An 11,407-nucleotide genomic window follows, 5' to 3' on the forward strand; every position below is an offset into this window, starting at 1 on the left:
ACTTTTATTTTAAAAATTGAAAAGTCAGCATGGCTGCCAAATAAGCAAAAGCAGTCATAAAGATTAATTGGAAAATAGTCCATTTCCACGATTTAGTTTCTCTACGTGTAATAGCCACTGTTGATGTACACTGCATTGCGAAAGCATAAAATACCATCAATGACAATCCACTTGCTAAGGTAAATACCTTCTCTTTTGTATCAGGCCAAACCTCAGCAGACATACGCTGTTTGATCGTGCCATCTTCATCTTCTTCCCCACTTGACCCAACATTATAAATAGTTGCGAGTGTTCCTACAAATACCTCTCTTGCTACAAAAGAAGAAATCACAGCAATACCAATCTTCCAATCATAACCTAATGGTTTAATCACTGGTTCGATAGACTTACCTATTATACCTATATAAGAGTTCTCTAATTTATACCCTGCAATATGATCTTCCAATTCCTTTTCAGACACAGATTGCCCCTTATATTGTTCCGTCACGATTTCCTCAGCATTCTCATACTTTTCACCTGGACCATGAGCTCCTAAGAACCAAATAATAATAGACAAAAAGAAGATAATCTTCCCGGCTCCTATTACGAATGCTTTTGTCTTTTCGTACATTGTGCTAACAACATTCTTGAAAATAGGCATTCTATAATTTGGCATTTCAATGACAAAATAAGACTTCTTCTCCGAACGAATAAAGAATTTTAATATCCAAGCACCAACCAATGCTGCTAAAAATCCTAATAGATAGAACAACGTCAACGTTAGACCTTGTAATCCTATCACTCCAAATAATTTAGTATCTGGAATGACTAATGCAATTAAAATTATATATACTGGTATCCTGGCAGAACACGTCGTAAATGGTGTCACCAAGATGGTCAATAATCGTTCTTTCGGATTCTCTATATTACGTGCCGACATAATCGCAGGGATTGCACAAGCATTTCCAGAGATTAAAGGTACAACTGATTTACCACTCAATCCAAATGGGCGCATTAGACGATCCATTAAAAAGACGACTCTACTCATATACCCTGTTTCCTCTAAAATAGCGATAAACATAAATAGAATAGCAATCTGTGGGATAAATGGCATAATTCCTCCAATCCCAGGTATAATACCATCAGCTATCAATTCCGTCAGCTTTCCTGGCTCCATTACCTCATGTATCCAAGTAGATAACGATCCAAACAATCCATCAATCCAATCCATTGGAATACTAGACCAAGTAAAAATAGCTTGAAATACTAATAACATAATCGCAAAGAAAATAACATATCCCCAAACCTTGTGCGTCAGGATACGGTCTGCCTTGCTCAATAAATCTGTTGCTGCTTTTATATCTTTTTTATAAACTTCTTTCAACAGATCATTGATAAACTGATAGCGCTTAATCGTTTTCTTTTGTTGTAATCTCTTAACCTCAGATTCTGATAGTTGTATCCCCTTCTCTTCGATTGAAGACTTATTTATACTGCCAATTTCTAAATCTTGTGAATATATCATCCACAATTTATAAATAGGTTCTGTTGGATAAGTCAATGCTAATTTCCCGAAAAACTCTGAAGCTGCAGCTGTTGCATTTACAGATGGTTCAGTAGAGTAGTTTCGAAAGTCAATAATAGCTGCTTTTAGTTCCTCTATACCTTGTTTTTTCTTCGCACTGATTAATACAACCTTAGTATTTAGTTTTTCCTCTAACTGTTTTACGTCAAGTGAAATTCCTTTTTCTGTCATTCGATCAGCCATATTAATAGCTAATACAGACGGTATTCCTAACTCTTTAATCTGCGTAAACAACAGTAAGTTTCTCTTTAAGTTTTCAATATCAGCAACGACAACGACAACATCAGGATATTCTTTATGTTGTGGGTTGAAGAGAAGATCTAAAACAATCTTTTCATCCAGTGAACTAGCATTGATACTATAGGTTCCGGGCAAATCAATTACTTTCGCCAAAACGTCATTTGACAATTTAGCATCTCCACTAATCTTGTCTACGGTAATTCCTGGATAGTTTCCTATCTTATGATTTAATCCTGTTAACGCATTAAAAACAGAAGTCTTTCCTACGTTTGGGTTTCCTATTAAGGCTACGTTTATAATATTCTTCATTAAATACAATTATTCTGTTGACAAACTACTCAACATTTACAAGAATTTCTTTAGCTAACTCTTTTCGAATAGATAAATGGGTATCATTCACATATAAGTAGATAGGATCTCCAAGTGGAGCAACCTCTAGCAAAACCACTTCATTCCCAGGCAGACATCCCATTTCTAATAACTTCAATGGCACTTTCTGCATATCATAATCCGCTATAATACCTTTGGTATTTTTCTCTAATAAGTCTAAAGTTGTATTCAATTTATTTAGATTTAGTTTATATTACAAAAGTAAACAAATATAGACATGTTTACCACAGTGCAGAAAGATTTATTATTACAATTACTACTATTTCTGTTGCTTAACAAAGTTTAACGCTCTTAACCCTAACGATCAAAAGGAGGAGTAATTCAATTGTTGAGCAATAAAAAAGCAGTGTCTAGCACTGCTTTCTCTATCCAAAGGAATTTATTTTATTTCTTCTTTTCATGCTCATATAGCCATTGAATATCTTCCCATAGCTGTTGCATATTTTTATTTTCAGGATCCTCTGTATCAAAGTTTGTACCATCGTAAAAACCACGTATACGACCATCACTATCTACAAGTACAAAATTCTCTGTGTGAACCATATCATATAACTCTTCTGGAGATCCAGTCTTCACGGCTAAATAAGAATTTCGAGCGATATAATAAATATCTCTTTTATCACCTGTCACAAGATTCCAAATAGCGTCATCAGCACCTTTAGTTTCTGCATACTCTTTTAATACTTCAACCGTATCAATATCTGGTGTCACTGAGTGTGATAATAATTTAACGCCTGGTAAAGTCTTCACTTTCTCTTGTAACCAAACCATATTATCTCCCATTATAGGACAAATCGTTTGACAAGTAGTAAAAAAGAAATCTGCTACATAAATATGCCCACGGTAATCTTTCTCTGTAATGGTATCACCATTTTGATTTAAAAACTTAAATGAAGCGATACGGTGACGTTGCTTATTGGCTTTATGCTGAATAAGACTATCTACCATTTCAGGATTAACCATTGAAGGTGTATATACTGGAAGTGATTTTCTAATCTTCAATGCGGAATAAAACATAGTCATTATCCCCGCACACAAAATGAAGAAAAAGAAAAAGAAAAGACGATACTTTTTGAAGAATTCGAACATAGTGTTTTGAGTTTGTACAAACTTACAAATTCACTCGTAAATAAAGGTTAAAGACATTATAAATACGACCTTTATAAAATATTCAACTCTAAATTATTATAACCAAAGATATTTTATATTTTTGTTACCATATCATTAATAAACGAAATGTATTTTATACTATGAACAAAAAAGTATTATTAACTTCTGCTTTTGCAGTAGCTACTTTAGTAGCTTGTAAAGAGACTAAAGAAGCAGATAAAGAAAACCATGGAATCACATTAGAGTACATGGATCAGTCTGTAAAACCAGGTGATGACTTCTTCCGTTATGTAAATGGAACTTGGTATGACAAAACAGAAATCCCAGGAGATAGAACTAGATGGGGAAGTTTTGATGAGCTAAGACAAAACACTGACAAAGATGCACTAGCTATCTTAGAAGAAGCCGTTACGAATCAAAAGTTAGACCCTAAATCTGATCAAGCTAAAGCAGTAGCCGTTTATGAAACGTATTTAGATGAGGCAACAAGAAACAAACTTGGAGTCGAACCATTAAAACCATATTTAGAGAAAATCAATGCATTAAATACAGCTGCTGATGTTGCAAAACTTATTGACGGTTTAGCTGATGAAGGTGGATTAGGTTTCTATTCTTCTTACGTTTATGCAGATGCAAAAGATTCTAAAGCAAACACAATTTACGTAAGCTTAGGAAGTCTTGGTCTTCCTGATCGTGACTACTACGTTGAGGATAGCGCTGATATGAAAGAAAAACGCGATCAATATGTTGCACACGTAGCGCGTATGTTAGAAATGGCTGGAGATTCTAAAGAAGTTGCTTTAGCGAACGCTAACAAAGTATTAGCAATTGAAACTAAAATGGCAGAACCTCGTTTAACAAGAGTTGAAAGAAGAGATAGCCGCTTGACGTATAACCCAATGACAATTGCTGAGTTACAACAGCTAACACCTGTTGTTGATTGGACTGCTTACTTTGATGCTAAAGGTTTGAAAAACATTGATAAAGTTGTTGTTTCTCAACCTAAATATATGAAAGCATTAAATGCTATTTTAGTAGATGGAAACATCGAAGATATCAAAGCGTATTTAAAATGGACTCTTGTAAATGGAAGTGCGAGTTACTTATCTACGGATATGGAGAAAGCTAACTGGGAATTCTATTCTAAAACTTTACAAGGTGCTAAAGAACAACGTCCTGTAAAAGAAAGAGCTTTAGCTGTTGTTAATGGTACTGTTGGAGAAGCTTTAGGTCAGTTATATGTAGAGAAGAAATTCCCAGCTGAAGCTAAGGCAAAAGCACAGGCGATGATTAAAAATGTATTAACTGCTTTTGGTGAGCGTATTAAAGCTTTACCTTGGATGGCTGAAGAGACTAAAAAAGGTGCGCTAGAAAAACTTGGTACTACTACTGTAAAAATTGGATACCCTGATAAATGGGAAGACTATTCAACAATGGCTATTAAATCACCTAAGGATGGTGGTAACCACTTCGAGAACATGAAGAATGCAGAAAGATGGGAAGTTGCTAAAAACAGTGCTGATTACGGACAACCTGTTGATAAATCTCGTTGGGGAATGTCTCCACAGACAGTAAATGCTTATTTCAACCCAATTTATAACGAGATTGTATTCCCTGCTGCTATCTTACAACCTCCTTTCTATGATTACAAAGCTGATGAAGCTATTAATTATGGGGGAATTGGAGCAGTAATTGGACATGAAATCTCTCACAGTTTTGATGATTCAGGTGCTCGTTATGACAAAGATGGTAACTTAAACAACTGGTGGACTGATGCAGATTTAGAGCAATTTACTACTTTAGGAAACAAGTTAGCTGCGCAATACAGTGCTTTAGAGCCTCTTCCTGGAGTATTTGTTGACGGTAAATTTACATTAGGTGAAAACATCGGTGACTTAGGTGGGGTTAATGCTGCTTATGACGGTTTACAAATCTATCTTAAAGAAGCTGGTAACCCAGGTCTAATTGACGGATTTACACCAGAACAACGTTTCTTCATTTCATGGGGAACTATCTGGAGAACTAAAGCTAGAGATGAAGCTATTAAAAACCAAGTAAAAACTGACCCTCACGCGCCAGGACACTACCGCGCTTATGTTCCTTTACAAAATGTTGATGCTTTCTATGACGCATTTGACATCAAAGAAGGTGATAAGTTATACATCAATCCAGAAGAAAGAGTTAAGATTTGGTAATCTTACTTCCTTATAAAAATAAAAGGGTCTCGTACGAGACCCTTTTATTTTTATATTATTCTATCTTATTTGTTTCTTAAGTTCATACTTAGTAAAAGAGTACTAAAAAAGTACATTCCCTAAAGCTACTGCTCTTTCATTTCATCTATTTTCTTCAACATAGGATCTTTCGTCAATATCCAGTTATAATACGCCTGATCTGACAACAACTGTTTAATAAATTCCCCTGTTAAATAGAAATACACTTCTTCCTTTTGTTTGTCAAGTTGTAATTGGAGATTATGTATATGTAAAAACTTAATGTATCGATTAATCAATTCCTTGTCATTCATTACTTTATTGACGATAGCCTCTTGGTCTAACACAATATAAGCCTCTCTAGCTTTGTCTAATTCCTCAAAGACAAAATAGCTTGTGATTCCAGAGGACAAAACACTATAAATAGCTTCTGTACCATGATCACCTCTTAAAGGCACAAACCAATCTGGAACAATACCTCCCCCTCCAAATACGATGCGCCCTTTCAGCGTTTTATACTTTAAGCTATCTGCCACTTTTATACTATCTGCTGCATATAGCTCTCCGTGTTCATAACGCGTTTTAAAATCATGGTTATACACTTCTATACCTTTGTCATAAGGACGCTGTATGGAACGACCTGATGGTGTATAATAACGTGCTGTAGTCAATCGGATTGCAGACCCATCGCCTAGTTGCAACTCTCGTTGCACTAAGCCTTTTCCGAATGTACGTCTCCCCACTACTATCCCTCTATCATTATCTTGTATTGCTCCTGCTATAATCTCACTTGCTGAAGCACTATTCTCATTGACTAAAACATAAATAGGGGCTTTCGTAAATAGACCTTTCCCTTGAGCATAGGTAATCTTTTCAATTCCCTTCTTACTAACTGTTTTGACGATAATTTGTCCTTCAGTTAATACATCTTCTAAGATATCTGTTGCTACACTTAAATAACCTCCGCCGTTATCTCTTAAATCTAAAACTAACCCTTTGATGTTTTGCTTTTTCAGATCTTCTAATGCCTTTTTAAACTCCGTATAGGTTGTACCCGAAAATCGATTAATCTTTACGTAACCAAGAGCGTTCGATAACTTTAGAGCCACATCAACACTTTTGATAGGTATAACATTGCGAACGACTGGTACTTCAATGACTGCTTTAGTCATAGGGCGATAAACAGATAATAGTGCCTTCGAACCTTCCGCCCCTCTCAGTCGAACTCCCACAGTATCACTTGTAATTTCCTTTCCTACAATCGAATGCTTATCTACCGCTATGATTCGGTCGCCACCAATAATCCCACCGTTCGCTGCTGGTCCATTGGGAATACTCTTAATTACCGATAAGGAGTCCTTATATAGATAATAATTAATCCCAATACCGACAAAGCTCCCCTGCATCGATTCAGATACCCACTGCATTTCATCATTGGCAATATAAACAGAATGAGGATCTAATTGTTCTAAAATATTTGTCACCGTATTATCAACAATCGAATCTGTGTTGACATTGTCCACATACTCTTGATCGATAAAATCGATTAGTCTATTCAGCTTCAACTTATTATGATTGGTAAAATACATCCCTTTTGCCCGATAAGAGGCAGACGTAATAAAGCCCCCTAGAAGTATCCCTAAAGAAAGAGCAATTGAAATAATAAGTGGCCAAAAAAACTTCTTCATATCATTAGTCTAAAGTTGCTAAATGAACTACCTCAACACCAGCCTTTACGAGGAATTCAACTCCCTCCAAATCCTTATATCCTTCCAAGTAAACGACGCGCTTTATCCCAGCTTGATGAATCAACTTACTACAGTCTTTACAAGGAGACATCGTTATATACAGCGTAGCATCTTGACAACTTTGCGTTGAACGTGCTACTTTTAAGATTGCATTTGCTTCCGCGTGCAACACATACCAGTGAGTCGTATCATTTTCATCTTCACAGCAATTCTCAAAACCACTTGGCGTGCCATTGTATCCGTCTGATATAATCATGCGATCCTTCACAATGATAGCGCCAACTTTCTTGCGTTTACAATAAGACAACTGCCCCCACTCCTTTGCCATTTTCAAATAAGCTTTATCGTATTTACTGACTTTTGGTGTATTCATATTGATTGTGTTCTTTTTCTTACTATAATTATATAAGCAAAAATAAGTATAAGTTTAAAATATCTGACCTTACTCCTCTATTCATTTAAAAAAGAAGAAAAAAACCAACTCCAAGCTCAATACTTTTTTATAAAAATTAACAAGTTTTAAATAAATAATCACTAAATTAAACATATAAAATAACAACCAACAATTTAACACTCGATAAGATGGCATATTCAGATTTATTTGATGCGGGATTCAAGGATCGTAACAGAGGCCATTTTGCCTCTATTGTAAGAGTTGCCTTAACCAATGGACACATTAGTGAAGAAGAAAAGAAGTTCATTGACCAACTAGCGATACGACTGGACATATCAGAAGAAGATTATAGCAAAATACTGAAAAATCCAGAGTCATATCCTATTAATCCCCCTTACCTAGAAATTAATAGAATTGAGCGACTGTACGATCTAGCTCGAATGGTTTACGTTGATAACGTACTAGGTAAGAAACAAAAGGATATATTGCGCAAATTCGCTGTTGCACTAGGCTTTACTACAAATGTTGACTACATAGTCGACAAAGCACTATCTCTACTTGTGCTAAATGCAGATTTAGACACTTTTATTGATAAAATAAAAACAAAGAAATAACAAAAAAAGCGATGTGCTAGAATACACATCGCTTTTATATTATTACCAAAAACAGAAGCCTATTTTGCAGGATATTGACTCATAAACTCTTCCGCTTTTTCTACCATGTTTTTACTTCCACAGAAGAAAGGTACGCGTTGGTGTAATTCGGTTGGCTCTATATCCATTATTCTAGAATATCCGTCTGACGCCTTACCTCCAGCTTGTTCGATAATGTAAGCAATTGGATTACATTCGTACAATAATCTTAACTTTCCTTTAGGCGCTTTCGTGCTCGTTGGGTAGATATAAATACCCCCTTTAAGAATATTTCTATGGATATCCGATACTAAACTTCCTATATAACGTGATGTATAAGGACGCTCTCCCTCTTCAGCTTGACAATACTTAATATAGTCTTTTACGCCTTGTGGAAAATGCACATAGTTCCCTTCGTTTATTGAATAGATATTACCATCTTCTTTAATCTTCATGTTGGGATGAGACAAATAGAACGTACCGATTGCTGGGTTAAGTGTAAACCCATTAACTCCATTCCCAGTAGTGTACACTAACATCGTAGAAGAGCCATAAACAATATAACCTGCAGCAACTTGGTTTGCCCCTTTTTGCAAGAAATCTTCTTGAGTAACTGGTGTCCCTATTGGTGTAACTCTTCTGTAAATTGAGAAAATAGTTCCCACTGAAACATTTACATCAATATTAGAAGACCCATCTAACGGATCCATAAGGACAACGTATTTATTCTCGTTATTTCCCTTTTTTCCTTGTATCGCAATGAAGTCATCTTCCTCTTCAGAAGCAATTCCACAAACAATCTCTCGATTTACTAATGTTTTGATAAATACCTCATTAGCATAAACGTCTAACTTTTGTTGTTGTTCACCTTGGACATTCTCTTTTCCAAAAGCCCCCACGATGTCAACTAAACCTGCTTGATTAACTTGATGACTTACGACTTTAGCAGCTAATCTTAAAGAGTTGATTAATCGAGTAAACTCACCAGAAGAATACATAAAATCTTCTTGCTTGTCAATGATAAACTCTCCTAAAGTCTGATTTCTTTCTGTTGTCATTTTAAAAATGATTCTTTAGTTGTGTCTTTAATTCTGCAAATATCGTTAATTTTGTTATTCCACAGAAGATTATAGCTAACTAAAATCAAATAAACTATGAATATCCGAAAAGCCACGTCTGCAGACATGCCGCGTGTTTTAGAATTAATACAAGAACTTGCTCTTTTTGAGAAAGAACCTGATGCTGTAGTAATTACTGTTGACGACCTCATAAGAGATGGTTTTGGAGCACAACCTTTGTTTGAGGTTATCGTTGCTGAAGTAAATCAAGTCATCGTAGGTATGGCATTATACTATAATCGCTATTCTACTTGGAAAGGTAAAACGATACATCTTGAAGATTTAATCGTCAGTAAAGAACACAGGGGAACGGGTGCCGGTAGCGCATTATACAACCAAATCATGCACATCGCCAAAGAGCAAGGTGTAAAAAGAGTGGAATGGGTAGTCCTTAACTGGAACACACCCGCTATTGAATTCTATAAAAAATCAGGAGCTACAGTCTTAGAAGACTGGTACACTGTACAATTAGACGAAAACGGAATAAACAATATTATCAAATAATTAATCCATGAGGGTATTCAAATTTGGGGGAGCCTCAGTACGTGACGCTGAAAATGTAAGAAATGTTTGTCAAGTATTGCAAACAATTGGATATGAAGATTGTCTTATCGTAGCATCAGCTATGGGTAAAACAACGAATGCACTAGAGACAGTTGTACATAACTATTTTCAAAATAGATTTGATCTAGCTGAGTCAGTAGATCTTGTCAAAGAATATCACTTTGCTATAGTGGAAGAGTTATTTCCAAATAAGGAGCACGACATTTACAATAGATTAAAAGAGTTGTTCGATTCTATCACCTACTTTTTACTAAACAATAAATCTCCGAACTACAACTTCGTTTACGATCAAATCGTTAGTCAAGGTGAAATTATATCGACAATTATCTTACACCATTTTTTACTAGACTCCAATATTGTAAATGAATGGGTAGATGCGCGAAATTTAATCAAGACGGATACCACTTATAGAGATGCTAATGTAAACTGGAATGTTACAGTAGAAAATATCAAACGCGAAATAAACAGACCTACCCTTTGTATTACCCAAGGGTTTATTGGTTCTGATTACAATGGATTCTCTACAACTATTGGTCGAGAAGGATCTGATTATTCCGCAGCTATTTTTGCCTATGCGATAGAAGCACAAAGTGTCACTATTTGGAAAGACGTACCCGGTGTGCTCAACGCTGATCCACGTTACTTCAATGAAACTGTTCTGTTGGAGCATATTTCTTATCAAGAAGCAATTGAATTGGCCTTTTATGGCGCTTCAGTCATTCACCCAAAAACTTTACAGCCCCTTAGACAGAAAGAAATACCTCTTTTTGTTAAGTCTTTTATAAATCCATCCTTAGCAGGAACAAATGTATCAAAAGGAGCTCCATTGACTCCTGAGGTTCCTTGCTTTATCGTTAAGAAAAACCAATTGCTAATTTCTCTTTCTTCCAAAGACTTTTCGTTCATTATGGAGCAAAATATTAGTGATATATTCAAGTTGTTCTGTGAATACAACATAAAAGTGAATGTAATCCAAAACTCAGCGATTAGTTTCTCGGTCTGCGTAGAAGATAAGTTTAATCTATTCGAAGACCTAAGATTGCGTCTAATCAATGATTATAAAGTAAGCTATAACGAAAATGTATCACTGTACACCGTTCGTCATTTTGACCAATATTCAGCAGACAAAATATTGAAAGATAAAACACTACTACTTAAACAAGTAAATAGAGAGACAATGCAGATTGTCACTAAAGAATAATACAAAAAGAGAGCAATATGCTCTCTTTTTTATTAAAGACAAACCTTAAAAGTTTTCTTCATTTTTTGTTACAATATACAATAATACAAAGTCTACGAAGACCGTAGATAATAGGGCGATATAAAAGAATGGATCCTTTAAATAGTTAGCATAGTCAACTATACTAACCGTATTACCAATAAAGTAAAACTTATATAAACTTAGATTCAACAAATAAATGCAACAGCATTTAA

General features: G+C 35.3%; 11 protein-coding genes. 4 read left to right on the forward strand and 7 right to left on the reverse strand.

Annotated elements, in window-relative coordinates; translation table 11 throughout:
• Nucleotides 1-4 precede the first annotated feature (4 nt).
• The 3 genes from feoB to GJV77_RS03840 form a co-directional block, all read right to left on the reverse strand.
• Nucleotides 5-2,113, reverse strand: a complete 2,109-nt coding sequence (gene feoB, locus GJV77_RS03830) for a ferrous iron transport protein B (RefSeq protein WP_155035030.1) — start codon at nt 2,111-2,113, stop codon at nt 5-7.
• Nucleotides 2,114-2,138: 25 nt separating this feature from the next.
• Complete coding sequence (locus GJV77_RS03835; protein ID WP_155035031.1) at nt 2,139-2,366, reverse strand: FeoA family protein; 228 nt, start codon at nt 2,364-2,366, stop codon at nt 2,139-2,141.
• Nucleotides 2,367-2,578: 212 nt separating this feature from the next.
• Entirely contained in the window at nt 2,579-3,283 is a 705-nt protein-coding gene (locus tag GJV77_RS03840; RefSeq protein WP_155035032.1) for an SCO family protein, read from the reverse strand.
• Nucleotides 3,284-3,444: 161 nt separating this feature from the next.
• On the opposite strand from GJV77_RS03840, the gene GJV77_RS03845 reads away from it, so the two are divergent.
• Nucleotides 3,445-5,499 carry a M13 family metallopeptidase gene (locus GJV77_RS03845; RefSeq protein ID WP_155035033.1) on the forward strand — a complete coding sequence of 685 codons (2,055 nt, stop codon included), beginning with the start codon at nt 3,445-3,447 and terminating at the stop codon, nt 5,497-5,499.
• Between the two features lie 125 nt (nt 5,500-5,624).
• Here GJV77_RS03845 and GJV77_RS03850 read toward each other — a convergent pair whose 3' ends face one another.
• A complete protein-coding gene (locus tag GJV77_RS03850; protein WP_155035034.1) occupies nt 5,625-7,205 on the reverse strand; it encodes a S41 family peptidase in 1,581 nt (526 codons plus the stop codon).
• Nucleotides 7,206-7,209: 4 nt separating this feature from the next.
• Nucleotides 7,210-7,638 (reverse strand): deoxycytidylate deaminase, encoded by a 429-nt coding sequence (locus GJV77_RS03855; protein ID WP_155035035.1) that lies wholly within the window; start codon nt 7,636-7,638, stop codon nt 7,210-7,212.
• Between the two features lie 209 nt (nt 7,639-7,847).
• Between GJV77_RS03855 and GJV77_RS03860 the strand changes: the two genes are divergently transcribed.
• On the forward strand, nt 7,848-8,273 hold the full coding sequence (locus tag GJV77_RS03860; RefSeq protein WP_155035036.1) for a tellurite resistance TerB family protein: 426 nt from the start codon (nt 7,848-7,850) through the stop codon (nt 8,271-8,273).
• A gap of 59 nt (nt 8,274-8,332) precedes the next feature.
• Here GJV77_RS03860 and fbp read toward each other — a convergent pair whose 3' ends face one another.
• The gene (fbp, locus tag GJV77_RS03865; protein WP_155035037.1) at nt 8,333-9,349 is read right to left on the reverse strand and encodes a class 1 fructose-bisphosphatase; all 1,017 of its coding nucleotides are present in this window, start codon (nt 9,347-9,349) and stop codon (nt 8,333-8,335) included.
• Between the two features lie 96 nt (nt 9,350-9,445).
• Between fbp and GJV77_RS03870 the strand changes: the two genes are divergently transcribed.
• Both GJV77_RS03870 and GJV77_RS03875 read left to right on the forward strand, forming a co-directional pair.
• Nucleotides 9,446-9,913 (forward strand): GNAT family N-acetyltransferase, encoded by a 468-nt coding sequence (locus GJV77_RS03870; protein WP_155035038.1) that lies wholly within the window; start codon nt 9,446-9,448, stop codon nt 9,911-9,913.
• A 7-nt stretch (nt 9,914-9,920) separates the two neighbouring features.
• Complete coding sequence (locus GJV77_RS03875; protein ID WP_155035039.1) at nt 9,921-11,174, forward strand: aspartate kinase; 1,254 nt, start codon at nt 9,921-9,923, stop codon at nt 11,172-11,174.
• Nucleotides 11,175-11,219: 45 nt separating this feature from the next.
• On the opposite strand, the gene GJV77_RS14815 is transcribed toward GJV77_RS03875, so the two are convergent.
• Nucleotides 11,220-11,407 (reverse strand): hypothetical protein (locus GJV77_RS14815; RefSeq protein WP_205012523.1); only part of this gene is annotated, 188 nt, incomplete at its 5' end.

This window comes from Myroides pelagicus, from assembly GCF_009711055.1.
GTDB classification, from domain to species: Bacteria; Bacteroidota; Bacteroidia; order Flavobacteriales; family Flavobacteriaceae; genus Flavobacterium; species Flavobacterium pelagicum.